Source organism: Kribbella sp. NPDC023855, assembly GCF_040639475.1.
GTDB lineage: Bacteria > Actinomycetota > Actinomycetes > Propionibacteriales > Kribbellaceae > Kribbella.
The window spans coordinates 1,223,192-1,244,793 of record NZ_JBFAAA010000001.1; the positions used below are offsets into that span (position 1 = coordinate 1,223,192).

The 21,602-nt window shown below is 68.5% G+C and carries 23 protein-coding genes and 1 tRNA gene; 11 read left to right on the plus strand and 13 right to left on the minus strand.

Annotation, left to right across the window (positions count from 1 at the left end; genetic code table 11):
* The first annotated feature begins 93 nt into the window (after nucleotides 1-93).
* The 3 genes from AB0F51_RS05605 (at nucleotide 94) to AB0F51_RS05615 (ending at nucleotide 2,757) form a co-directional block, all read left to right on the plus strand.
* On the plus strand, nucleotides 94-939 hold the full coding sequence (locus AB0F51_RS05605) for a PAC2 family protein (protein WP_360274457.1): 846 nt from the start codon (nucleotides 94-96) through the stop codon (nucleotides 937-939).
* Between the two features lie 100 nt (nucleotides 940-1,039).
* Nucleotides 1,040-1,825: a L,D-transpeptidase gene (locus AB0F51_RS05610; RefSeq protein ID WP_360274460.1), complete on the plus strand. Its 786-nt coding sequence runs from the start codon at nucleotides 1,040-1,042 to the stop codon at nucleotides 1,823-1,825.
* A gap of 44 nt (nucleotides 1,826-1,869) precedes the next feature.
* Nucleotides 1,870-2,757: a hypothetical protein gene (locus tag AB0F51_RS05615; protein WP_360274462.1), complete on the plus strand. Its 888-nt coding sequence runs from the start codon at nucleotides 1,870-1,872 to the stop codon at nucleotides 2,755-2,757.
* Nucleotides 2,758-2,762: 5 nt separating this feature from the next.
* Here the strand turns inward: AB0F51_RS05615 and mshC are convergent, their stop codons facing one another.
* Both mshC and AB0F51_RS05625 read right to left on the minus strand, forming a co-directional pair.
* Nucleotides 2,763-3,983, minus strand: a complete 1,221-nt coding sequence (gene mshC / locus AB0F51_RS05620) for a cysteine--1-D-myo-inosityl 2-amino-2-deoxy-alpha-D-glucopyranoside ligase (protein ID WP_360274464.1) — start codon at nucleotides 3,981-3,983, stop codon at nucleotides 2,763-2,765.
* An 84-nt stretch (nucleotides 3,984-4,067) separates the two neighbouring features.
* Nucleotides 4,068-4,877 (minus strand): NAD(P)H-binding protein, encoded by an 810-nt coding sequence (locus tag AB0F51_RS05625; protein WP_360274466.1) that lies wholly within the window; start codon nucleotides 4,875-4,877, stop codon nucleotides 4,068-4,070.
* Between the two features lie 89 nt (nucleotides 4,878-4,966).
* Between AB0F51_RS05625 and AB0F51_RS05630 the strand changes: the two genes are divergently transcribed.
* A complete protein-coding gene (locus AB0F51_RS05630) occupies nucleotides 4,967-5,851 on the plus strand; it encodes an AraC family transcriptional regulator (protein ID WP_360274469.1) in 885 nt (294 codons plus the stop codon).
* Between the two features lies 1 nt (nucleotide 5,852).
* Here the strand turns inward: AB0F51_RS05630 and AB0F51_RS05635 are convergent, their stop codons facing one another.
* From AB0F51_RS05635 to AB0F51_RS05645, 3 genes are all read right to left on the minus strand, one after another.
* A complete protein-coding gene (locus AB0F51_RS05635) occupies nucleotides 5,853-6,644 on the minus strand; it encodes an SCO1664 family protein (RefSeq protein ID WP_360274472.1) in 792 nt (263 codons plus the stop codon).
* Entirely contained in the window at nucleotides 6,641-7,216 is a 576-nt protein-coding gene (locus AB0F51_RS05640; RefSeq protein ID WP_360274475.1) for a DUF3090 domain-containing protein, read from the minus strand. The genes AB0F51_RS05635 and AB0F51_RS05640 overlap by 4 nt, the downstream gene beginning before the upstream one ends.
* A gap of 180 nt (nucleotides 7,217-7,396) precedes the next feature.
* On the minus strand, nucleotides 7,397-8,107 hold the full coding sequence (locus tag AB0F51_RS05645) for a histidine phosphatase family protein (RefSeq protein WP_360274478.1): 711 nt from the start codon (nucleotides 8,105-8,107) through the stop codon (nucleotides 7,397-7,399).
* 49 nt (nucleotides 8,108-8,156) lie between these two features.
* Here AB0F51_RS05645 and corA point away from each other — a divergent pair, with 49 nt between their 5' ends.
* Nucleotides 8,157-9,167: a magnesium/cobalt transporter CorA gene (gene corA / locus AB0F51_RS05650; RefSeq protein ID WP_360274481.1), complete on the plus strand. Its 1,011-nt coding sequence runs from the start codon at nucleotides 8,157-8,159 to the stop codon at nucleotides 9,165-9,167.
* 44 nt (nucleotides 9,168-9,211) lie between these two features.
* On the opposite strand, the gene AB0F51_RS05655 is transcribed toward corA, so the two are convergent.
* Both AB0F51_RS05655 and AB0F51_RS05660 read right to left on the minus strand, forming a co-directional pair.
* Nucleotides 9,212-10,039: an undecaprenyl-diphosphate phosphatase gene (locus AB0F51_RS05655; RefSeq protein ID WP_360274483.1), complete on the minus strand. Its 828-nt coding sequence runs from the start codon at nucleotides 10,037-10,039 to the stop codon at nucleotides 9,212-9,214.
* 6 nt (nucleotides 10,040-10,045) lie between these two features.
* Nucleotides 10,046-11,104, minus strand: coding sequence for an LLM class F420-dependent oxidoreductase (locus AB0F51_RS05660; protein ID WP_360274486.1), 1,059 nt, complete (start codon nucleotides 11,102-11,104; stop codon nucleotides 10,046-10,048).
* Between the two features lie 51 nt (nucleotides 11,105-11,155).
* Between AB0F51_RS05660 and AB0F51_RS05665 the strand changes: the two genes are divergently transcribed.
* The gene (locus AB0F51_RS05665; protein ID WP_360274488.1) at nucleotides 11,156-12,097 is read left to right on the plus strand and encodes an aldo/keto reductase; all 942 of its coding nucleotides are present in this window, start codon (nucleotides 11,156-11,158) and stop codon (nucleotides 12,095-12,097) included.
* A 34-nt stretch (nucleotides 12,098-12,131) separates the two neighbouring features.
* The gene (locus AB0F51_RS05670) at nucleotides 12,132-12,317 is read left to right on the plus strand and encodes a DUF5703 family protein (RefSeq protein WP_360274490.1); all 186 of its coding nucleotides are present in this window, start codon (nucleotides 12,132-12,134) and stop codon (nucleotides 12,315-12,317) included.
* On the opposite strand, the gene AB0F51_RS05675 is transcribed toward AB0F51_RS05670, so the two are convergent.
* The 4 genes from AB0F51_RS05675 to AB0F51_RS05690 are packed head-to-tail and all read right to left on the minus strand — an operon-like array spanning nucleotide 12,314 to nucleotide 15,889.
* The gene (locus AB0F51_RS05675) at nucleotides 12,314-13,360 is read right to left on the minus strand and encodes a LuxR C-terminal-related transcriptional regulator (RefSeq protein WP_360274492.1); all 1,047 of its coding nucleotides are present in this window, start codon (nucleotides 13,358-13,360) and stop codon (nucleotides 12,314-12,316) included. The two genes, AB0F51_RS05670 and AB0F51_RS05675, sit on opposite strands and share 4 nt — an antisense overlap.
* 10 nt (nucleotides 13,361-13,370) lie before the next feature.
* Complete coding sequence (locus tag AB0F51_RS05680; RefSeq protein ID WP_360274495.1) at nucleotides 13,371-13,874, minus strand: ester cyclase; 504 nt, start codon at nucleotides 13,872-13,874, stop codon at nucleotides 13,371-13,373.
* 55 nt (nucleotides 13,875-13,929) lie between these two features.
* Complete coding sequence (locus AB0F51_RS05685; protein ID WP_360274498.1) at nucleotides 13,930-14,670, minus strand: N-acetyltransferase; 741 nt, start codon at nucleotides 14,668-14,670, stop codon at nucleotides 13,930-13,932.
* A complete protein-coding gene (locus tag AB0F51_RS05690; RefSeq protein ID WP_360274501.1) occupies nucleotides 14,630-15,889 on the minus strand; it encodes an MFS transporter in 1,260 nt (419 codons plus the stop codon). The genes AB0F51_RS05685 and AB0F51_RS05690 overlap by 41 nt, the downstream gene beginning before the upstream one ends.
* Nucleotides 15,890-15,962: 73 nt before the next feature.
* Between AB0F51_RS05690 and AB0F51_RS05695 the strand changes: the two genes are divergently transcribed.
* Together AB0F51_RS05695 and AB0F51_RS05700 are read left to right on the plus strand one after the other, a co-directional pair.
* Nucleotides 15,963-16,841 (plus strand): LysR family transcriptional regulator, encoded by an 879-nt coding sequence (locus tag AB0F51_RS05695; RefSeq protein ID WP_360274504.1) that lies wholly within the window; start codon nucleotides 15,963-15,965, stop codon nucleotides 16,839-16,841.
* A gap of 84 nt (nucleotides 16,842-16,925) precedes the next feature.
* The gene (locus AB0F51_RS05700) at nucleotides 16,926-17,135 is read left to right on the plus strand and encodes a hypothetical protein (RefSeq protein WP_360274507.1); all 210 of its coding nucleotides are present in this window, start codon (nucleotides 16,926-16,928) and stop codon (nucleotides 17,133-17,135) included.
* A 63-nt stretch (nucleotides 17,136-17,198) separates the two neighbouring features.
* Here AB0F51_RS05700 and AB0F51_RS05705 read toward each other — a convergent pair whose 3' ends face one another.
* A complete protein-coding gene (locus tag AB0F51_RS05705; RefSeq protein ID WP_360274511.1) occupies nucleotides 17,199-18,530 on the minus strand; it encodes a M20/M25/M40 family metallo-hydrolase in 1,332 nt (443 codons plus the stop codon).
* Nucleotides 18,531-18,618: 88 nt separating this feature from the next.
* Here AB0F51_RS05705 and AB0F51_RS05710 point away from each other — a divergent pair.
* Nucleotides 18,619-18,703, plus strand: a tRNA-Leu gene (locus AB0F51_RS05710).
* Here AB0F51_RS05710 and AB0F51_RS05715 read toward each other — a convergent pair.
* Nucleotides 18,685-20,454 carry a recombinase family protein gene (locus tag AB0F51_RS05715; RefSeq protein WP_360274514.1) on the minus strand — a complete coding sequence of 590 codons (1,770 nt, stop codon included), beginning with the start codon at nucleotides 20,452-20,454 and terminating at the stop codon, nucleotides 18,685-18,687. The two genes, AB0F51_RS05710 and AB0F51_RS05715, sit on opposite strands and share 19 nt — an antisense overlap.
* Nucleotides 20,455-20,802: 348 nt before the next feature.
* Between AB0F51_RS05715 and AB0F51_RS05720 the strand changes: the two genes are divergently transcribed.
* Nucleotides 20,803-21,435 (plus strand): hypothetical protein, encoded by a 633-nt coding sequence (locus tag AB0F51_RS05720; protein ID WP_360274517.1) that lies wholly within the window; start codon nucleotides 20,803-20,805, stop codon nucleotides 21,433-21,435.
* Nucleotides 21,436-21,602: the final 167 nt, after the last annotated feature.

The window sequence follows — 21,602 nt, forward strand, 5'->3', positions numbered from 1 at the left end:
GCTGGCTGTGAAACCACCGCCGCGCGGCACCCGATGCACGTAGGCTGGGGAGTCCGGTAAGGCTCTACAGACGACTAGGACGGGGGATGGCGAGTGGCAGATCTCGCGAACCTGAGGGATCCGGTCGTGATCGCCGCGTTCGAAGGCTGGAACGACGCGGCCGAGGCGGCCACCGGAGCGGTCGATCACCTGATCGAGGAGTGGGACGCCGAGCTCGTCACCGCGATCGACCCGGAGGACTACTACGACTTCCAGGTGAAGCGGCCCGAGGTCGAGTTCGACGACGAAGGCGTCCGGCGGCTCACCTGGCCGACCACCCGGGTGTTCCTGGCCCGGCCCGACGACACCGGCCGCGACGTGCTGCTGATCCGCGGCGTCGAGCCGAACATGCGCTGGCGCGGGTTCTGCCGCGAACTGCTGGAGATCGTCGACGAGTCGAACGCGCAGCTGGTCGTGGTGCTCGGCGCGCTGCTGGCCGACTCGCCGCACACCCGGCCGATCCCGGTCACCGCGTCGTCGTCCGACCCGGAGCTGACCGCGTCGTGGAGCCTCGAGCCGTCCAGCTACGAGGGCCCGACCGGCATCACCGGGGTCTTCGCCGACCTGTGCGGCGCCCTCGGCGTACCGGCCGTGTCGATCTGGTCCGCGATCCCCCACTACATCGCCGGTACGCCGTGCCCGAAGGCGTCGCTGGCGTTGCTGAGCAAGGTCGAGGCGTTGCTGGATCTTCCGATGCCCGAGGGTGACCTGCCCGAGTTGGCTCGCGCCTGGCAACGCGGCGCGGACGAGCTGAGCGAGGAGGACCCGGAGGTCGCGGAGTACGTGGCGTCGCTGGAGGAGCAGCGCGACACGACCGACCTGCCCGAGGCCAGTGGGGACGCGATCGCCGCCGAGTTCGAGCGCTACCTGCGCCGACGGAACACGGACCGCCCCGAGTAGGCGACACTGCGTGACTACCCCGTGACCCGTACTGCGCAGTAGCATCTTCGGCGAACCGCGGCTTATCCTCGTCGCACGACGGGACCACTGGGGAGCTGGTATGCGCAAGGCACGCGCCGACGAGCGAGGCGGCGGGTCGATCGGGGCACTGGCCGTGCTCCTCGTGCTCGGTGCCGTCGCCGTCGTCGGGATCCTCGGCAACCGCAAGAACGCCGAGGCCGCGATCGACCTCAGCACGCTGATCGGTTCGTCGACGCACACCACCATCACCACCGCGCCGCTCGACGCCGACCCGTTCGCCACGACCGACGGCCTGGTCGTCCACCCACGCACCCAGACCGCCCTGTACTCCGCTCCGGAGGGCGAGCCGTTCGCGAAGATCGGCCCGACCCAGTTCGGGCCGACCTGGTTGCCCGTCGTCGGCCGGTCCGACGGCTGGGTGCAGGTGCTGCTCCCGTCGAAACCGAACCGGTCGACCGGATGGTTGCGCGACGACGGACTGGACCGGGCGTCTTCGGCGTACCTGATCCGGGTGCACACGGGGTCACGGACGATCGAGCTGTTCAAGCATGGCAAGAGTCTGGGCGAGTGGAAGGCCGGGGTGGGCGCGAAGAAGACGCCGACGCCACCCGGCCGTACCTTCCTGCTGGGCTCGATCGTTGACACTAAGCGGTCGGCTTCGCCGATCGTGTTGCCGTTGGGTGCGCACAGTCCCACTCTCGACACGTTCGGTGGTGGTCCTGGTACCGTCGCGATCCATGGCTGGCCCCGGCCGGACGTCTTCGGGGCGGCCGTCAGCGCCGGGTGCGTACGGGTGCCCAAGGCAGCACTCGGCCGCCTTCAGCAGGTGCCACTCGGCACCCTCGTTCTGATCGACAGCAAGTGAAATCGCCAGTGACGCAGCGTTCGGCTTGAGAAGTGAGGATCTCGATGCGACGACTAGTGCCGACCATCACGACGTTTGCCGCGGTGACCGGGGTGGTGGCGTTCACGGTGGTTGCCGGTGCGCCGGTGGGCAACGCAGCCGCCCGGGCGTCCTCGGCGTACGCGGTCAGCGCCGACGGACAGGTGCCGATCGCGAAGACGCCGTACGTCGAATCGCTGGACGGCAAGCGACGGACCTCCTCCGCGCTCGAACTGCCGAAGAACCCGCTGCTGTCGGTACGCGCTGGGACGGTGACCGCGGGGAATGACGCGGCGTCGGTCGAGCTGTTCGACGTCGTGGTCGGTCCCGACATCCTCGACCAGGTGAAGCTGCCGCCGGACCTCAAGAAGAGCTGCGCGAACCTTCCGGCCACCGGCGCCGATCAGCTGCCGATCCCGAATCTCCCGTTGCCGTCGCTCGGCATTCCGCTGCCGGACTTGAAGACCGTCGACCTGCCGGTCAAGAACCTGCCCGACCTGTGCAAGCTGCTGCTCACTCCGCCGAGCTCACTGCTCGGCATCGAGAGTCTCAGCGTGTGGTGCTCCGGCGATCAGGGTGGTGTCGACATCGGTGCACTGACGCTGCTGGGTCAGCGGGTCGCAGTACCGACGGTCAAGCAGAGCGCGACGATCCCGGCCGCGCCACTGGCCACCATCACGGTCAACCAGCAGACGAAGCACGCCGACGGCGCCTTCACCATCACCGGCCTGACCATCAACCTCGGCGGCGCCCAGACAATCCGCCTGGCCTCAGCCACCTGCTCAAAGCCGGCCGCCAAGCCAACCCCCAAGCCCACGCACCCGACCACCCACCCGGTCCCGGCCCCCGAACAACCAGCCCCCGCGGCGCCCACGCCAACCCCGGTCAAAACCCACCACCCGGTCACCGGCTGAATTCTTTACAGCTTGATACCTAGGAGTGCGTCTACTGCCTGGGCGATCAGAGCGGGTGCTGTGGTGTCGTCGCCGTGTGTTTCGGCCCACTGGTCTACTGCGGCCAGGGCGGCGACTGTGTCGAGGTCGTTGGTGAGGGCGGCTCGCAGCGCGTCCACGGCGGCGGCTCCGTCGGGGCCTGAGCCGCGACTGATGGCGCCTCGCCAGACGTCGAGGCGCTCCTGGGCGTCGAGAAGGTCCGACGACGTCCAGAACCAGTCGGTGCGGTAGTGATGTGCCAGCAGCGCCAGCCGGATGGCCATCGGGTCGGTGCCGGCCTGGCGTTCCCTCGACACCAGTACCAGGTTGCCCTTGGACTTCGACATCTTCTCGCCGTCCAGCCCGACCATCGCCTGGTGCACGTAGGCCCGCGCGAACGGGTGCTTCCCCGTCGCCACCTGCGCCCCACTCGCCGACATCTCGTGGTGCGGGAAGATCAGGTCACTCCCACCACCCTGCACGTCGAACGTCATCCCGAGATGCTTCAACGCGATCGCCGAGCACTCCACATGCCACCCCGGCCGCCCACGCCCGAACGGTGAGTCCCAGGCCGGCTCCCCCGGCCGCTCGGCCCGCCACAGCAGGCTGTCCAGCGGGTCGCGCTTCCCCTCACGCTCGGGGTCGCCGCCCCGCTCGGCGAACAGCGCGCGCATCGTCTCCACGTCGTACCCGGACACCGCACCGAACCTCGGGTCGGCCTTCACCGCGAAGTACAGGTCGTTGTCGACGGAGTACACCGCGCCGGCCCGCTGCAGCTCCTCGATCGCGCTGACCACCAGCTCGATCGACTCGACCACGCCGACGTAGTTCTGCGGCGGCACCACCCGCAAGGCGGTCATGTCGTCGCGGAACAGCTGGATCTCGCTCTGCGCGAGGTCGGTCCAGTCGACGCCGGTCGCGGTCGCGCGCTCGAGCAGCGGGTCGTCCACGTCGGTGATGTTCTGGGTGTAGTGCACGTCGTACCCGGCGTCCTGCCACAACCGGTTGATCAGGTCGAAGGTGACGTACGTCGCGGCGTGCCCCATGTGGGTCGCGTCGTACGGCGTGATCCCGCAGACGTAGATCCGGGCGGCGCCGTCGTCGCCCGGTGGCACCTCGACGAGCCCCGCCGACGCGGTGTCGTAGAGGCGAAGACGCCGGGCCGGCCCGGGTACGACCGGGATTTCTGGTTTCGTCCACGCCTGCATGGGAGGGAGCCTATCCAGTCAGCGAATTCGCGCCATGACCTGGTTCCACTCCCCGATCCGCCGCGCGATTCCGGCCCGGATGCGCTATGAGGTGCGCCACACCTGCTCGGCGTACTGCGCGAAGGTCGTGGCCGGCCGCCCGAGCAACTTCTCCACGGTGTTGGTCGGCTCGGTGAGGAACCCCGCGCGCATCCCCGCGAACATCTTGTCCAGCGCCTCCACCGCCTCCGCCGGATACCCCGCGGTGAGGAGCTCCTCCCGGTACTCCGCCGGCGACAGCTCGACGTACTCGATCGGCTTCCCCCGCACCTCGGCAATGATCCGGGCCGCCTCGGCGAACGTCAGCGACTCCGGCCCGGACAGCTCGTACACCTGCCCGGAGTGGCCGTCACCGGTCAGCGCGAGAGCAGCCACCTCGGCGATGTCCTGGACGTCGATGAACGGCTCCCCGACCGCGCCCATCGGCAGCGCCAGTCGACCGGCCAGCACGGGTTCCCGCCACAGGTCCTCGCTGAAGTTCTGGTTGAAGTTGTTGGCCCGCAGCACCGTCCACCCCACTCCGGACGCCGCCACGGCCCGCTCGCCCTCCCGCATCCCGGCCCAGGCCTCCTTGTCCGCCTGGTCGATCCCCCGCCCGGACAACACGACGAACCGCTCGACGCCGGACTGCACCGCCTGCTTCACGAACCCCTCGGTCGGGGCCGGATCGTCCGGAGCGACGAGGTACACCGCGCGGACTCCTTCGAGCACAGCCGCCCAACCCGCAGGCTCGTTCCAGTCGAACCGCACCTCACCGGACCGCGACGCGGCCCGTACTTCGTTGCCTTCGGCCCGCAATTGCGCAACCACTCGCCGGCCGGTCTTCCCTGTCGCTCCAAGTACCAAAATCGTCATACCCACAGCCAACCGCCCGCGGCGGCCGCGGACCATGTGCGAGATCGCCGTCCGCCTGTCCATTGGTCCCACCGAATACCGTTGTCCGCATGGATCCCCTCGACGAGCTCCTGTACGCCGTCCGCGCCAACGGCTCGGTCCTCGGTACGCCGGTCCTGCCCGCCGGCACCGCGTTGCGTTTCACCGACGCCGCCGCCCTCACCCTGTGCGCACCCCTGCGCGGCGAGGGATGGCTACACGTCGACGGCCGGACCGTCCACCTCAAACCCGGCGAGACAGCCATCGTCCGAGGCCCAGAACCCTTCATCTTCAGCACTTCGCCTGACGGAGCCGCCGAGCCGATCGACGTCACCTGTGACGGCACGGTCGGTGCTCAGCCCGAGACCGAACAGCCCGGTGGCACGGTCCTGCTGGCCGGCGCCTACCACGTCCGCCAGGAGATGCCCCGCCGGCTGATCCAGGGCCTGCCCGCCGTGATGGTCGTGGCCGACGAGTACGACTGCACGCCGCTGCTCGACTACATCGAGAACGCCCTGGCGATCGGCAAGCTCGGCCGTCAGGTCAGCCTCGACCGGCTGGTCGACTGGCTGATGGTCTGCACGTTGCGCGACTGGTTCGACCTCAACACACCCCGCTGGTACGCCGCACTCGGCGACGCGGTGGTCGGCCCGGTCCTGCAGGCGATGCACCGCTCCCCCGCCGATCCGTGGACGCTCTCCTCACTCGCCGAGGTCGCAGGAGTCTCGCGAACCACCCTGGCCCGGCGCTTCACCGAACTCACCGGCGAAAGCCCGCTCGGCTACCTCACCGACCTCCGGATGACGCTCGCCGCCGACCTGCTCGCCGAGCCGGGTTCGTCGGTCGCTGCGGTCGCCCGGCGGATCGGGTACGCCGATGCGTTCAGCTTCAGCGCCGCCTTCAAACGCGAACGAGGCATCAGCCCGAGCATGCTTCGCCAACCAGCAGGCGTCTGACCTAGAAGGCCGGCCAGGGAATGGCGGGCCAGTCGTCGCTGGGGAGCGGGAAGGTCGCGGTCTTCAGCAGCGTGGCACAACGCTCGCGGGTCGCGGTCAACTCGACAGTGGTGATCAGGTCCGTGAGCTCTGTGCCGAGCTGACCGGCCAGGGCGTCCGCGAGTTTCCTGACGTCGTCGAGCAGTTCGTCCGGGACCGGCGTACCGGCCCAGCCCCACAACACCGTGCGGAGCTTGTCGTCGGCGTTGAAGGTGACTCCGTGGTCGACACCGAAGACCCGGCCGTCGCCGGGGTTGAGCACGTGCCCGCCCTTGCGGTCGGCATTGTTGACGATGGCATCGAACACCGCCATCCGTTGCAGCGCGAGGTTGTCGGCATGCACCAGCGTCACCGGGTTGTGCCGGCCGTCGAGCGCGTCCAGGACGCCGACCCAGCCCTTCGGCACCCGGCCTTGCGGCACGATGTCGACCAACTCGGTCTCGCCCGGCGGCAACTCGACCTCGTCGATCCAGAGCTGGACCATGCCGATGCCGAGTGGGCCGTCGCGTAGCAGCGTCGGGGGCACCACGTTCCAGCCGAGCGCCTCGGAGACGACGTACGCGGCGTACTCGCGCTGAGCCAAGGTGCCGTCCGGGAAGTCCCAGAGCGGGCGCTCGCCCTCGACCGGCTTGTAGACGACCGTGGCCGACTCGCCGTCCAGGCTGACCGTGCCCTGGAAGGTTCCGTTGGACGCGGCCATCAGCCGGCCGAGCAGGGACAGCTCACCGCGGGCGAGCAGGTCCAGATCGATCATTCGCGGACGTGCCTGCGGTAGCCGTTGGCGCGCGGGCAGATGTGCCCCTCCGGATCGATCGGTCGGCCGCAGAACGGGCAGCTCGGCCGGCCGGACGCGACCAGCGCGACGGCACGGCGGGCGAACGCGCGGGCCTGCTCCTCGCTGATCCGGACGATGAACACCTCGGCGTCCTCGGACTCCAGCGCGGCCGCGACCGGGTCGGTCTCCCCGAGCTCGGCCTGCTCGCCGGCGACCACGGCGTAGACCTCGATCACCACCTTCTCGGCGTCGGCCTCCCAGGCCAGCGTCATGGTGCCGGCCCGGAACTCCTCCTCGATCGGCTGCTCCAGCGGGTCGGTGTCGTCCACCCCACCCGGCGTGGCCGGCTCCCGGTCGAACCGCCGCGCGACCTCGTCGAGCATCACGTCCAGCCGCTCCGCGAGCGCCATCACCTGTTCCTTCTCACAGGCCACCGAGGTCAGCCGGTTACCCGCCCTGGCCTGCAGGAAAAAGGTCCGGGCACCGGGTTCACCGACGGTGCCGGCGACGAACCGGTCCGGATCGTCATACGAATGCACTACGCGCGCCATGACAAGAACCCTAGAACATGCTCGGTAGTCCCCTGCAGTCGCGAGCAGGTGCTCGGCGCGGTAGCTCGGCGTGCTGGAGCGATGGCGTCGATGTTTTTCCATCGTTGCCTTTGCTCCAGTGCGGCGAGATGCCGTGCCGAGTGCCGCGCAGCACGCAGGGGGCTACCGAGCATGTTCTAGTTACCGTCCGCCGACTACGGCGTCAGAGGACTGGACTGCGGACTCCCCCGCTTCGCCCTCGGCCTGCTCCGGCGGCTTCGGGATCAGCGACGCGAGCTCGCTGCCGGAGTCGTTCAGGCGGACCACGAACGGCCGGGTCTTGGTGTAGCTGATGATCGTGGTCGAGGCGGTGTCGACGACGATCCGCTGGAACGCGTCCAGGTGCTGGCCGAGCGCGTCCGCGACGATCGCCTTGATCACGTCACCGTGCGAGACCGCCACCCAGAGTGCCCCGTCGCCGTGCTCGGCGGCCAGGGCCGCGTCGTGGTCGCGGATCGCGTCCACCGCGCGCTGCTGCATACCGCGCATCGACTCGCCGTTGGGGAACGTCACGCCCGACGGGTGCTGCTGGACGACCGCCCAGAGCGGGTCCTTGGCCAGTGTGCTGATCTTCTCACCGGTCCAGTCGCCGTACCCGCACTCGGTCAGCCGCGGATCCGTTGCCAGATGCAACGTCGGGTGATGCTTCGCGATCGCCTCCGCGGTCTGCAGGCACCGGTCCAGTGGCGAGGTGACAATCGCCGCCAGCGGCAGCACGGCGAGCCGCTCGGCCACCGCCGCCGCCTGCTGGACGCCGGTCTCGTCGAGGTTCACCCCGGGCGTCCGCCCGGCCAGTACGCCGGACGTGTTGGCACTGCTGCGGCCGTGCCGGACCAGAATCACCGTGGGCATAGACGGCACGGTATCCGGTCGGACAAGTCACCGGTGCCATGATGTGAGGGTGATCGTGGATTGCGGGGTCTATTCGGAGGGCGCACGGCACAACCTGCCCAAGGACCCCGAGAGCGTGGCGCAGGCGATCGACGACGACGGCCAGGCCTTCGGCTGGATCGGCCTGCACGAACCGACCGCCGCCGAACTGGCCCGGGTCCAGCGCCTCTTCGACCTGCACCCGCTGGCCGTCGAGGACGCGCTGGCACCGCGACAGCGCCCCAAGGTCGAGCGGTACGACGACTCGTTCGTGATGGTCCTGCGCACGCTCTGGTACGTCGACGCGGAGGACGCCGTCGAGACCGGCCAGGTCAGCATCTTCGTCGGCAAGCGGTACGTCGTCACCGTCCGGCACGGCGAGGGCGCGCCGCTGACCACCGCGCGCCAGGACCTCGAGGAGCGCGCCTCGGTCCTCGGCCACGGCCCGGCCGCGGTGCTCTGGGCGATCTGCGACTCGATCGTGGACGGCTACGAGGCGGTCGCCGGAGCCGTCGAGGTGGATGTGGACGAGGTGGAGTCCTCGGTCTTCTCCCCCGAGCGCACGAGCGACGCGGCCCGGATCTACACGCTGAAGCGCGAAGTACTGGAGATGCGCCGGGCGATCACCCCGCTGCGCGACCCGATCGAGGCGTTCGCCCGCGGCGCGGTTCCCGGGATCAGTCCGGAGGCGGCCCCGTTCTTCCGCGACGTCGCCGACCACGTCACCCGGGTCTCGGACCAGACCGAGGCGCTCGACACCCTGCTCAGCTCGGCGCTCAACGCGCACCTGGCCCGCGTCTCGGTCCAGCAGAACGACGACATGCGCCGGATCGCCGCCTGGGTCGCGATCGCGGCCGCCCCGACGATGATCGCCGGCATCTACGGGATGAACTTCGAGAACATGCCCGAGCTGCACTGGTACTACGGCTACTTCGCCGTGCTCGCCCTGATGGCGGTCACCTGTGTCTCGATGTACATCGGCTTCCGCAAGGCCGGCTGGCTCGGCCCCTCGCCCAACCCGCACCGCAGTACCGCGAACTGACCTGTCAGCAACCCAGGAGGACCCGGTACTGCGGTGTGCCGGGCTCAGGTCGCGGTGATGGTGCTGGTGGCCAGCAGGATCAGGATGACCACGCCGAGCAGGATCCGGTAGAACGCGAAGATCGAGGTCGAGTGCTTGGCCACGAACCGGAGCAGCCAGGCGACGGACGCGTAGCCGACGATGAAGCTGACCACCGTGCCGACCAGCAGCGGTACGACGCCGATGTGGCCGCTGAGCGCGTCCTTCAGTTCGAACACGGCCGCGCCGACCAGGGCCGGGATGCCGAGCAGGAACGCCATCTTGGTGCTGGCGACCCGGTCCAGACCGCGGAACAGACCGGCCGTGATGGTAGCGCCGGAGCGGGAGACGCCCGGGATCAGCGCGAGGCACTGGATCAGGCCCATCACGATCGCGTCGAGCAGCGTGATCCTGGTCAGCGGGCGGGCCTTGCTGCCCAGTTTCTCGGCCGCGACCATGAAGAACGACCAGACGATCAGCGAGCCGGCGACCCACCACATGCTGCGCAGCGGTCCGGAGATGATGTCCCTGGCCAGGAACCCGACCACGCAGATCGGCAGCGAGCCGACGATCACGAACCAGCCCATCCGGTGGTCGAGCTCACCGCGGTGCTCCGGATGGCGCAGCCCGCGGAACCAGGCGACGGCGTACCGGGCGATGTCCTTCCACATGAACAGCACGACGGCCGCGATCGCCCCGAACTGGATCACCGCGGTGAACGCGGTGACCGCCGGGTCGTCGATCTTCTGCCCGAGCAACTTCGAGGCGATGGTGAGATGACCCGTGCTGGACACGGGCAGAAATTCGGTCAGACCCTCGACGATGCCGAGGATGATGGCGTCCCAAATCGTCATGGAAAGTCAGTCACCGATCCCGGCGAGCTCCAGGGCCTCCGCGACCGTGCGCAGGGTGGTGATCCGCTGGTCGACGGTCGGCTCGAACGGGGTCAGCGCGACCGTGGTCACCCCGGCTTCGGCGTACGCCGTGAGCTTGTCGGCGATCCGCTCCTTGCCACCGAGCAGCGAGACCGAGTCGATGAACGCCTGCGGCACGGCCGCCATCGCCTCGCGGTGCTTCTTGTCCAGGTAGAGGTCCTGGATCTCCTTGGCTTCCTTCTCGTAGCCCATCCGGACCGCGAGCGCGTTGTAGAAGTTCTTCTCCCGGCTGCCCATCCCGCCGATGTACAGCGCGGTGTAGCCACGGATCGGGTCGGCACCGGCGGCCAGGTCGTCACCGACCACGACCGGCACCTGGGCCACGACATCGAAGTCGTCCATGCCGAGGCCCTCTTGACGGGCCGCGCGGCCCGCCTTGATGTGATTCAACTGCTCTCCCAGATAGGCGGGGTCGTTCAGGATGCCGAGCCAGCCGTCGGCGATCTCGCCGGCCAGCTCGAGGTTCTTGGGTCCGACCGCGGCCAGGTAGATCGGCACGTGGTCGCGGACCGGGCGGATGGACAGCTTGAGCGGCTTACCGGGGCCGCCGGGCAGCGGCAGGGTGAAGTGTTCACCCTCGAACCTGACGGTCTCGCGCCGCATCGCCGCGTTCACGATCGCAACGTACTCGCGGGTGCGCGCCAGCGGCTTGCTGAACGGTACTCCGTGCCACCCTTCGGACACCTGCGGCCCCGACACGCCCAGGCCGAGCCGGAACCGGCCGCCGGACAGCCGGTCGAGCGTGGCAGCGGTCATCGCCGTCATCGCCGGAGTCCGGGCCGGGATCTGGAACACCGCCGCTCCGACGTCGATGGTGCTGGTCTGGGCCGCAATCCAGGTGAGCAGCGTCGCGGCGTCCGAGCCGTACGCCTCCGCCGCCCAGGTGACCGAGAATCCGAGTGCCTCGGCTTCCTTCACCAGCCTCAGATGATCGAGGTGGTCGTCGCCACCGAAGACGAAGCCGATGTTGAGTCCGAGTCGCATGACAGGCGAGCCTAACGAGCCGTTGCCGGTGACCCGCAATAGGCTCGGTCCATGCAGCAGCGCTATCTCGGTCACAGTGGCCTCACGGTGAGCAGGCTCGGCCTGGGCACCATGTCCTGGGGACGCGACACCGACGAGCATGAGGCGCGCGAACAGCTCGCCGCTTTCGTGGCCGCCGGTGGCACCCTCGTGGACACCGCGGCGGCGTACGGCGACGGTGACAGCGAGCGGCTGATCGGGTCGCTGCTCGGCGACGTGGTGGACCGCGACGACCTGGTGATCGCGACCAAGGCGGGCTTCAGCGTCCGGCGTGGCGAGCGGATCACCGACACCTCGCGTGGCGCCCTGCTGCGCGACCTGGAGGGGTCGCTGCGGCGGCTGAACGTCGACTACATCGACCTGTGGCAGTTGCACACCTGGTCCGACGATGTGCCGCTGGAAGAGACGCTCTCGGCGCTCGACCACGCGGTCAACTCCGGCAAGGTCCGCTACGTCGGGGTGTCCAACTACGCAGGGTGGAAGTCGGCCCGTGCGGTCACCTGGCAACAGGCCTGGCCGGGGCGCGCAGTACCGGTGTCGAACCAGGTGGAGTACTCGCTGCTCGCCCGGGACGCCGAGGCGGATGCCATCCGGGCCGCTGGTGGCCTCGGGATCGGAATACTGGCCTGGTCGCCGCTTGGGCGGGGTGTGTTGACTGGGAAGTACCGGACCGGGATTCCGGCCGACTCCCGGGCGGCGTCTCAGCATCTGTCCAGATTCGTCGACCCCTATCTCGACGGGCGAGGTTCGGGCATCGTGGAAGCGGTCGCCCGTGCCGCTGACGGACTGGGCTGGACCCCGCTCGAGGTGGCGCTCACCTGGGTCAGGGACCGGCCCGGGGTGACCGCGGCGATCGTCGGGGCCCGGACGGCGATGCAGCTGAAGTCGGTCCTGGGTGTGGAGGAACTCACTCTGCCGCCGGCCATCGTGGCGGCGCTGGAGGATGTTTCGTGAGTTAGCAGGTGTTCCGTGAGGTGCGGAGGTGCGGATGGCCGAATACGAGCTGCAGCAGTTTGAGGTGCCCAGGACGGAGTCGCGCGGGGCGGTACGGCGGCTGCTCACCGAGCACGCCGAGTACGGCGGCTGGGAACTCGCCCGGCTGCGACGCTACCCGGACGGCACTCGACGGGTCTGGCTCCGCCGCCGCATCATCCGGGTCATGCGGACCCTCTAGTTCTCCCCGAGAAGAGCGGCAATCATCTCCCGGCGATTGCCGACGCCCACCTTGTCGTACGCCGCTCTGACGTGCTCCTGCACCGTGTGCGGCGACAGATGCAGCTCGTCGACGATCTGCCGGGTCGAGCGGCCCCGTAGTACGAGCGCCGCGACCCGCTGCTGAGCCGGCGTCAGCCCGTGCACGTCCAGCAGCATCGACCCCAGCTGCGTGGACGTGGCAGGCTCTAGCACCACAGCCGTCTGCTCCGCCTCGCCGCGCAATACCGACGCATGAACCGCGAGCCAACGCCCTGCGCGACTCCGCAGCTTCAGCACCGGCGCCGACTTCCCAACCGGCAGCCCGCCCAACCGCCTCAACTGAACCGCCGCCGTCCTCACCGCAATCGGCAGTTCACCGTGCGCAGCCCACTCCTGGTCCCCCAACTCCGTCAGCCAGTACTCCGCCTCCGGGCTCACCGACACGACCTTCAGGCCCGCATCGAGAACGATCACACCCGGTCCGGCCGACCCCAACTGCCGCTCACCGACGAGCAGACTTCGCCGCAGCCCTTCCGCCAGATGAGGAGCGAGCCGCCGAACCACCCCCAGGTCGGACTCGCTGAACCCGGCCTCGGCGTCTTCGCGGTGAAGGCAGATCACACCCCAGCAGCGACCGCCGGACGTGAGCGCCGCCCGCAACTCGTCGCCCAGGCCGAGCGGCGTCATCACCTCGACCGAACGCGCACTCGCCGCGCGGTCACCCTTGGTCGCGTGGTCCAGCGAGGCGACCGGGTCGGCCGCATCGGCCAGTACGGCGAACTTGTTGACGTCCGCGCGCCCGAACTCATCCGCCAGGAACTCGGCGGTTGCCGAACGCAACGGCTCGTCCGCGAACGCTGAGGTGAACAGCAGGGTCGCCGGGTCGACGGTGGCGAAGAAGGCCGCGTCGACGGTCAGGATGCCGCGGAGGCGGTGGAGCACCTCGGACCGCAGTTCATCGGTCCCCAGCCCTGCGTAACAGCGGCGGATCAGGACATCCAGGCGATCGGCACCGGCTGCCATAATCTTGATGCTACGCCGGACCCGCGCCGGGCTGCTGGACGGAGGCGCTGGGGTGCTGGGCGCCCGGCTGCTGGGCCCCAGGTTGCTGGATGCCGAGTTGCTGGAGGAAGCCGAGGTCGTCCAGGCGTCCCCACCGCTCGACGATCCGTCCCTCCCTGAGCCGGAAGATGTTGATCCCGGGCAGGCTGACGGTCCGGCCGGTCGGCGGCACCCCCATGACCTCACCCCGGTGCGTACCGCTCGCCGTGAACCGCTCGATCACGAGATCGCCCTCCGCGATCAGGTCGTGCACCTCGCTGTGCCAGTCCGGGAAGCTCGCCCGCAGCATCTGCCCGGCCGCCCGCATACCGTCCCGATCAGCCGACACCCCGAACGGCGGATCGTGGTTGATGAAGTCCTCGGCCAGGTACGCGTCGGTCGCCCCCAGCTCGCCCTTGGTGAACAACCCGTCAATGAAGTCCCGGACGGTGTCCTTGTTCTGCGCCGTGGTCCTGCTCTGCTCTGTAGTGGTCATGACCCGATCGTGCGACCGGAGATTGCCGCCGTGTACCCCGACTAATTGGGGTATGTCACAGGTCGTGCCGCACCCAGACATTCGGCTCGACGTACACCGCATAGCCGTGCTCGACATCACACCGCACCGGAACGAGCGCCTTCGGCACGATCACCTCACCCGTGCGATCGAACGGCAATCCGGTCCACTCCCGCCACTCGTCGAGCGATCCGGCCATCACCATCGACGCCGGCGCGACCTTCACAATCTCCGCGCCGGCCTTCACGTGCACCCGCAGCCACGGATCAACCGGCAGCCCGTCCTCCCGGAACTCCCGGATGTACTCCGTCATCGGCCGGCTCGGGTCTTCCTTCCCGTTCGGCCGCACCGGCGCGTACAGCGTCTTGAGCCCCATCGCCTGCACGTTCCGACGCATCGCCGCCAGCATGTCGTGCGAGAGCCCGCGACCCAGATGGCCGGCCGTGATCGAGATCTCCAACGCGCTCGCCACCGTCGGAGTACGGCCGTTGCGCTGGTCCGCCACACCCCACATCAGCGCTTGGTTCCACCCGCCGGCCGGCAGCTCGGCGCGATCCTCGTCCGGAAACACGAACGGGATGCTGCGACCGTGCGCCACCAGCTCATCACCTTCCAGCGCGAGCAGCACGTGCTCGGGAAAGAGCTCCGGCACCCGCCCCATCAGCGCCGTACCGATCGGGTCCTGCTGCATGAACTTCGGCCAGCTACCGGAGAACTCCCTGAGCTTCTGGTGCAGTTCAGGCCGCTCGGCCAGCGTGGTGATCGCGATGTCGGACATGGTCCGCAGTTTCGCAGGGAGCGCTCTCCCGTGCAGCCCGATTTCGCCGTACCAGCAGTACTCCGAGCGCCACGGCCGCGGTCAGCACGCCTGCACCGACCAGCGTGTTCTCGGCGCCGGCCACGGCGATCACCGGCCCGCCGATCAGCAGCCCGGCCGAACTGCTCGCGTTGACCACGACGGACTGCCCCGACAGGAGCGTCCGCCGCTCGGCACCCGCCGACGACCTGGTGATCAACATCGAGATGGCGGCGATCCCCAGTACGACGGTGACGCCCGAGAGCGCCCCGAGCGCCGCGACCGCCGGCGGTGTCGTCCAGAGGCCCATCCCGATCCAGCACACCCCCATCAAGGCCCACGAAAGCCCGGCGAGCGGTACCGGGGAAATCCGCCGGATCACCGCGAGAGACGCCAGCGTGCCGATCACCGACCCGATCCCGTAGCCGGACATCCCCGCCGCCAGGTACACCCCGGGCTGGCCGCGCTGAGCGCCGATCACGGAGAGCCCGAGCGTGAACGAGAACCAGGTCAGGCAGCCGGTCCCCCGCGCGATCCACCCGTAGAGCACGTCCGACCGCCCGACCAGACTCTCCCGGATCGACGGCATAGCCGGCGCCTCGGGGTTAGCCCGCTCACCGACGACCCCGACCGCCAGCAGACCAGCCCCCAGTACTGCGGCAGCCTCCACCCACAGCAACCCATGGGTGAAGCCCGCCGTGACGGCCAACGCCCCAACCGGCGGCCCGACCACCATCCCGATCCGCCGGATCCCGTCCTGCCAGGTCAGCAGAACCACCGCGCGATCTCGCTTTCCGCCCCTCGTCTGGTCCCACCGATCGCCGGTGTCTGCGAGCAGCGCACTACGGCCCGGATTGCTCAGCGCATCACCGCAGCCGAGCATGAGCCCACTGGCGATCAGCACCCCAGCGTGCAGCCACCCCAACGCGGCCGCCGCCGGAACCATCGCCAACGCCATCGCCTGAGCGAGAGCGACCACAGCCAGCCGGCTCCCCGAATCCACCCACTGCCTGGCCCGCCGCGCCCACCACGGCGACAACAAAACCGGTACCCCGGCAGCGCCACCAGCGAGGCCGGTCGCCGCCACCGAACCCGTTTCCTGCAACACCACCAACGGCAGCGCGACCTGCGCGATCCGGAACGCCAGATCCGCGGATCCACCACCTGCCAACAAGAACAACGCATCCCGACGAGCTGTCACCCATCGATCGTCGGGTTCACCGCCCGGTCTCTGGTAGCCGTCAGCAACTAGCCAGCGGTCATAGGCTGTCCCTATGCCTTCATCACCATCGGTCGAGGATCTCCAGCTCGTCCTGGCGATCAGCAGGACCGGCTCGGTCGGCACCGCCGCACGAGAACTGCGGATCTCCCAACCCTCGGCCTCCCAGCGCCTGGCCCGGCTGGAACGCAGTTGCGACACCCAGCTGTTCTTCCGCGACACCCGAGGCGCCCGACCGACCCCGGCCGGCACCGAGCTCGCCCGCCGGGCAGAACACATCCTCAACCACCTCGACGAGGTCTACGACGCCACTCGCGCGGCTGCTGCCGGCCAGCGTCTCGTCGTCGGCACCTTCGTCAGCCTGGCGCCGATCCTGTTCCCTGTGCTCGACGCCGAGCTGCCCGACATCGCCATCGAGCAGCAGGTCGACCACGGCCAGCAGCTCGTGGCAATGGTTGCCGAGGGCACCATGGATGCCGCGTTCATCGCGATCGCCGACCAGATGGTGCTCCCGCGCGGCACAGTCGCCCGCCCCGTCGGCCGCGACGAGCTCGTGCTCTTCGTACCGCGCCGAGTAGCGCTACCCGGCACTGGCCGCCAGCCGCTCAGAGAGCGCGATCTGCCCTTCTCCACCTACGATCGGGGCGCGGACCAGATCCGTAGCCGCCTGATCGCCCTCGGTGTTACCCCGCGCCGCGGTGTCACCTTGGCCACGACCGTCGCCATGGCCAGACACCGCTCCCAACTGGCTCTGATCCCCAAGAGCGCGCTCTCTCACGAGCTACGCCCCGGCGAACAGTTGATCCCGGCCCCCTTCCGCTACCGCCTGACCCTCTCCCTGGTCACCGGCCCCACCCCGCCGCCCCGACTCCTTGCCCTCCTCCCCAAACTCCGCGACGCCCTGCACCTGTCCCCCACCCGCCAGTCCGGCTGATTCGGTGTTGTTGAGGGTTCAGCTATGGCGGTCGACGCCTGCGCGAAGTAGAACTGCGATGTAGCCACTTCACCGGGAGGGATCATGTTCCGTCGTTCCACTGCCATCGCGGCAAGCGTCGTCCTGGGGATCTCCGCCTTCGCCGTACCGGCCGCCACCGCGGCACCGGCCATCCCGCTGAGCGGCGGCCAGGAGACCGCTGCCGCCGACGAAGACGGTCACGGGTTCTTCACGTACTCGATCGAGGGAACGACGTTCTGCTGGACCCTCAGCTGGCGATCCGCGGCCAACTGAAGTAGCGGTCACCGCCGTCTGCCCGCCGCGGTGGTCGCGGCGGGCGGACCGGAGTACCGGTTGTCAGGCCTCGTCGAAGAAGCGGTCCAGCACCCGCGAACCGAACTCCAGCGACGCCGTCGGCACCCGCTCGTCGATGCCGTGGAACATGCCCATGAAGTCGAGATCCGGCGGCAGCTGCAACGGTACGAAGCCGAAGCAACGCACTCCGAGACGGGACCACGACTTGGCGTCCGTGCCACCCGACATCAGCAGCGGCGCGGTCCGGCTCAGCGGGTCCTCGGCGGCCAGGCAGGCCTTCATCGTCTCGACCAGCCGGCCGTCGAACCCGGTCTCCAGCGCGATGTCCTCGATCACCGTCTCGCGCTGCACCTTGTCGCCCAGCAACTCGTCGATGGTGGCGAAGAACTCGTCCTCGTACCCCGGCAGGAACCGCCCGTCGACATGCGCCTCCGCGTCGCCCGGGATCACGTTGACCTTGTAGCCGGCGTTCAGCATCGTCGGGTTCGCGGTGTTGCGCAGCGTCGCCCCGAACATCCGGCTGAAGCTGCCCAGCTTGGCCAGCGTCTCGGTCATGTCCTCCGGGTCCAGCTCGGTCCCGAGCACGTCCTCGAGCGTCTTGAGGAACTCCCTGACCGTCGGCGTCAGCCGCAACGGCCAGTCGTGGTTGCCGATCCGGGTGACCGCCTCGACCAGGTTCGTCACCGCATTGTCGTTGTTGACCATCGACCCGTGACCCGCGGTCCCCCGGGCCTTGAGGCGCATCCAGTTCATGCCCTTCTCGGCCGTCTCGATCAGGTACAGCCGCTGGTCGTCCTTCAGCGTCACCGAGAACCCGCCGACCTCGCCGATCCCCTCGGTGCAGTCCGCGATCGTGTCCGGGTGGTTCTTGATCAGCCACTGCGCGCCGTACAGGCCGCCGGCCTCCTCGTCCGCGGTGAACACCAGCCGCACCGGCCGCCGCGGCTTCTTCCCCGCCCGCTGCCGCGCCCGGACCACCGACAGCACCATCGCGTCGAAGTCCTTCATGTCGACCGCGCCCCGCCCCCAGACACACCCGTCGAAGATCTCCCCGGCGAACGGGTCCACCTTCCAGTCCTTCGGATCAGCCGGTACGACGTCCAGGTGCCCGTGGACCAGCAGCGGGTCGGCGTCCTGGTCCTCCCCCTCCCAGTGCGCCACCAGAGAGGCCCGCCCCGGCTCCGACTCGTAGATCGTCGACGCGATCCCGACCTCGTCCAACTTCGCCGCCACGTACTCCGCGGCGCCCCGCTCCCCGTTGCTCTTCCCGTTGCCGTAGTTGGTGGTGTCGAACCGGATCAACTCACTACACAGCTCCACCACCTCGCCATCAGGCGCGTACGACGGCTGGTCCCCAGAGCTCGAAAAAGTCATACCCCCATCCTGCCCGGGCCCGATGTGAAATTCACCCGTGGGGTTTGCTAAGGTTCTCCAGTCAGCCGCACAGAGCGGCAGACCACTCGTCCGGGTGGCGGAATGGCAGACGCGCTAGCTTGAGGTGCTAGTGTCCTTTACGGGACGTGGGGGTTCAAGTCCCCCCTCGGACACGCAGGCTAACCACACGCGGGGTACTGATGGAAACATCAGCAACCCGCGTTTTGTGGTTATAGGACACTTCCAGTCCCAAGGCGCCGTACAGGTCAGCCAGATCCCCGCGATCCGCCCGATCCAACACCGCCTTCATCGCGCCCAGCTCCTTCACCATCGCGCGAATATCGGACGCACCCAGCCGCTCGGCCGGCTCCAACGCCTCCAGCCCAGCGAGAGCAGCCTTCTTCTCCGCCACAGCAGCGTTGTACTGCCCCGTCAGCGCCTCAGGATCCCACCCAGCCTCCAGCGCCCTCTGCAGCCGCCCAATCGTCCCCTCCGCCGCAGCGATCCGACCCCGGAAGCCCTGCTCAGCCGCGTCAACGGCATCATCCTTGCCCTGAGCCCCTACAAGAATTGCAACAGTCTCATCAAGATTCTCCGGGCTGAAGAGCTTGGCGATCCACCCATTCACCCCATCCGACAGATGGTCCTCGCGAAGATAGACAGTCGGCGGATGCCCAAGCTCCTCCTTCACCCCTGGCACGAGCGTCCGAGCAGCACACCGATAGAACATCGCATGCTTCCGCGGAGCCCCCTCCATCTTCCGCCCGCAGCTCTCACACCGAATCGCCCCTCGGAACAGGTAGGCCGCCTTGGGCGCCACCCGAGTCCGCGGCTGCGACGCCCGACTCGCCATGTCCGACCCACGTCGAGCCCTCATCTCCAGCTGCACCCGCGTGAAGGTCTCGACCGAGACGACCGCCGGATGAGCGGGCTCGCGCGACCGCACGATCCTCGACTGCGCCGACCGCCGAAACCTCACAACGTGGCCGGCCGCGACATCGTCCGGGTCGAGCAGCTCCTCGACCTTCTGCCACCGCCCATAAATCGCGTACCCGGTGTACCGAGGGTTCTCCAAAATCGCCTTCACCGCAGAGTGTTGCCATCCATCTGCCCGTCGGTGCCGATTCTGCCGAGGGGTGTGCGCGGATGGACACAAGACGCGGTCCCTGTTCAGGGTCTCCGCGATCCCCTTCAACCCCACCCCATCGAGATACATCCCAAAGATCCGCTCCACCACCGGCGCCGCAACTTCATCGATCTCTAATACGCGAAGCCGATACCCCTCCTGCGCCTTCCGCGGATTCGGATGCAGACCGGCGTCAACAACGACGTAGCCGTACGGCGCCCGCCCACCTTGATGCTTCCCATCAATCAACACCTGCGCCGCCATCGCGGCCCGAACCCTGCGCTGCACATGCTGCCGCTCACTCTTCGACAACCCGCCCGTGATCGTCATAGCCATGTCATGCACCGTGTTGTCGGGCTCGAACCGACCTCCCAGGCTAGGGATCCACAACGACACGCCATACCGGTCGAACTTGGGCCACGTCAGGCTGAACTGATTCCCGAACCAGCACCGAGTCGCCTCCCCCACCACGAGCCCATCCCACCCACGCGCGGGATTCTTGAGTTCCCGCAGGAGTTCCCCCGCCTTCTCGCGCCGCTCCCAAGGCAACGACCGCGATTGACCGATGTCGAAGTACTCCGCGACCACCACCCCACCCAGCGGCTCGACGAACCGCTGCGCCTCCCCGAGCTGCCACGCCAGAGAAGTCCGCGGATCCTGGTTGTCCTCGGTCGAGCACCGCCCGTAAAACGCCAGCCGCCCGACACCGTCGGTGCCGGACGTGGCCTCCTCCGCCAGCGACTCCAAACCCAGCAGTTCATCCAAGGTTGCCCACGAACCAGCCACATCGCCGCTCAAGACGCCTCCTCCGTCGCACGCTTCGCCTTAGCCAGTCGTACAACGATCCTGCAGAGCACGCGAGCCGCCTGTGGATAAACCACCGGCGCCCGGCCCGGAACACGCACCTCTACCGGTGCCTCAACCGCCGCCTGCCTCGACCTCCGCTCGCCTTCCATATCCCATCAACGGCTGGCCACACAGGCTCTCGAAGCCCTCCGGGCCAACACGATCACCACGAAGTCGCCGGCAAACCGCGTTCGTTGCCATCGCAACCCATCAGCGCTCAACCTTTGCCACGCTTGGCGCGCAACCCACAGCTTCCGTACTAGGACGTTCGAGAACGTTCAAACTCGATACCGTTGGCCGGTGACTCAACCCGACAGCAACCGCCCGGCATTCGGCTTCTCTAGATTCGACGGCCGCCCACTCAACACCGAGCGCGACCAGCAAGCCGACAGCATCCGCGCAACACTCCACGCCGCCGGCCTCCGCGACTTCCACGTGAATCCGAACGACGACAGGTTCTCGATCGCGACTACGAGCGAAGACACAAGAGCGACCCTCGACGACCCGGTTCGCTTCGCCGCTCTCATGACCGCCGCCGGCTACTTCGTCACCGGCGACCGAGACGACGACCAGGCCCTACTCGCATCGCCAACCGACGACGCGACGCTGCCCGGATCGAAGTTCGGTGACTGGGGTGGCTGGCGACTCGACTTGTCTGCCGCAACGCTCGAGCACCCCGACTCGGAATACTGGATCGAACTCGGTACCTGCACGACGCCGGCAGAGGTTCTGAGTTGGATCGCGCAAGCCTCCTACAAACGACTCGGCAACGACGACCGAGCCTTGGCCGGCCTCGTCCGCGCACTGGACGACATCCTCCACCTCCAAGCAACCCTCTGCCCCGGCGGCGAGGCACGAACACTAGCCCCCGAACAGATCGAGACTCGGATCGCCGCCGCCGCACAAGCAGCGCCAGCGTCGTACCTGGTCTGACGCTCGCGATCGACTGAACTCCGCCTCAGCCGCTCAAACCACCCGACCAACACCGTCACACTTCTTGCACTTAAGGCGTTTCTAGCGCCGAAACGGCTGGATGCGATCTGGCGACGGTGTGGGATGTGCCGGGTTTTGCGCTCCACCGCTGGTCAGCGGGAGGCCGG

Bases quoted from the DNA above. Each gene is read 5' to 3' on its own strand.
- mshC (WP_360274464.1), bottom strand. From the start codon at position 3,983: ATGCAGGCGTGGACGAAACCAGAAATCCCGGTCGTACCCGGGCCGGCC.
- AB0F51_RS05615 (WP_360274462.1), top strand. From the start codon at position 1,870: ATGCGACGACTAGTGCCGACCATCACGACGTTTGCCGCGGTGACCGGG.
- AB0F51_RS05685 (WP_360274498.1), bottom strand. From the start codon at position 14,670: ATGTCCGACATCGCGATCACCACGCTGGCCGAGCGGCCTGAACTGCAC.
- AB0F51_RS05705 (WP_360274511.1), bottom strand. From the start codon at position 18,530: ATGACTTTTTCGAGCTCTGGGGACCAGCCGTCGTACGCGCCTGATGGC.
- AB0F51_RS05655 (WP_360274483.1), bottom strand. From the start codon at position 10,039: ATGACGATTTGGGACGCCATCATCCTCGGCATCGTCGAGGGTCTGACC.
- AB0F51_RS05635 (WP_360274472.1), bottom strand. From the start codon at position 6,644: ATGATCGATCTGGACCTGCTCGCCCGCGGTGAGCTGTCCCTGCTCGGC.
- AB0F51_RS05700 (WP_360274507.1), top strand. From the start codon at position 16,926: ATGTTCCGTCGTTCCACTGCCATCGCGGCAAGCGTCGTCCTGGGGATC.
- AB0F51_RS05675 (WP_360274492.1), bottom strand. From the start codon at position 13,360: ATGGCAGCCGGTGCCGATCGCCTGGATGTCCTGATCCGCCGCTGTTAC.
- AB0F51_RS05645 (WP_360274478.1), bottom strand. From the start codon at position 8,107: ATGCCCACGGTGATTCTGGTCCGGCACGGCCGCAGCAGTGCCAACACG.
- AB0F51_RS05625 (WP_360274466.1), bottom strand. From the start codon at position 4,877: ATGACGATTTTGGTACTTGGAGCGACAGGGAAGACCGGCCGGCGAGTG.
- AB0F51_RS05695 (WP_360274504.1), top strand. From the start codon at position 15,963: ATGCCTTCATCACCATCGGTCGAGGATCTCCAGCTCGTCCTGGCGATC.
- AB0F51_RS05670 (WP_360274490.1), top strand. From the start codon at position 12,132: ATGGCCGAATACGAGCTGCAGCAGTTTGAGGTGCCCAGGACGGAGTCG.
- AB0F51_RS05680 (WP_360274495.1), bottom strand. From the start codon at position 13,874: ATGACCACTACAGAGCAGAGCAGGACCACGGCGCAGAACAAGGACACC.
- AB0F51_RS05660 (WP_360274486.1), bottom strand. From the start codon at position 11,104: ATGCGACTCGGACTCAACATCGGCTTCGTCTTCGGTGGCGACGACCAC.
- AB0F51_RS05630 (WP_360274469.1), top strand. From the start codon at position 4,967: ATGGATCCCCTCGACGAGCTCCTGTACGCCGTCCGCGCCAACGGCTCG.
- AB0F51_RS05640 (WP_360274475.1), bottom strand. From the start codon at position 7,216: ATGGCGCGCGTAGTGCATTCGTATGACGATCCGGACCGGTTCGTCGCC.
- AB0F51_RS05665 (WP_360274488.1), top strand. From the start codon at position 11,156: ATGCAGCAGCGCTATCTCGGTCACAGTGGCCTCACGGTGAGCAGGCTC.
- AB0F51_RS05610 (WP_360274460.1), top strand. From the start codon at position 1,040: ATGCGCAAGGCACGCGCCGACGAGCGAGGCGGCGGGTCGATCGGGGCA.